This window comes from Pedobacter miscanthi (assembly GCF_003315595.1).
GTDB classification, from domain to species: Bacteria; Bacteroidota; Bacteroidia; order Sphingobacteriales; family Sphingobacteriaceae; genus Pedobacter; species Pedobacter miscanthi.
In genome coordinates, this window is record NZ_QNQU01000092.1 from 1 (window position 1) to 342 (window position 342).

General features: G+C 43.6%; 1 protein-coding gene. It reads right to left on the reverse strand.

Annotation, left to right across the window (positions count from 1 at the left end):
* A partial coding sequence (locus DRW42_RS28975) for an Ig-like domain-containing protein (RefSeq protein ID WP_158544424.1) occupies nt 1–342 on the reverse strand: 342 nt, incomplete at both ends.

Genomic DNA, 342 nt, shown 5'->3' on the forward strand with positions numbered 1-342 from the left:
GAAGCATCAAGTTTATCGGTAATGGTATAAGTTAAGGTATAAATGCCAGCTGGGGTATTTGCCGCAACACTTACTTTGCCGGTAGCAGGATCAAAAGTTACTTTTCCATTGCTATCATTTGTACCATTGGTAATGGTTACATTGGCCAGAGTCGGAGCCGTTGTGCTTCCGTTGTAATTATCATTAGCCAGTACATCTGCCACAGCAGTACCACCGGTTACTGAATTTGCCGAACCGGCATCGTCTTTGGCCAGGATTGCCCCTGAAGCAACAGTTACTTTTACCGTCGCGGTAGAGAATTTAGAAGCATCAAGTTTATCCGTAATGGTATAAGTTAAGGTA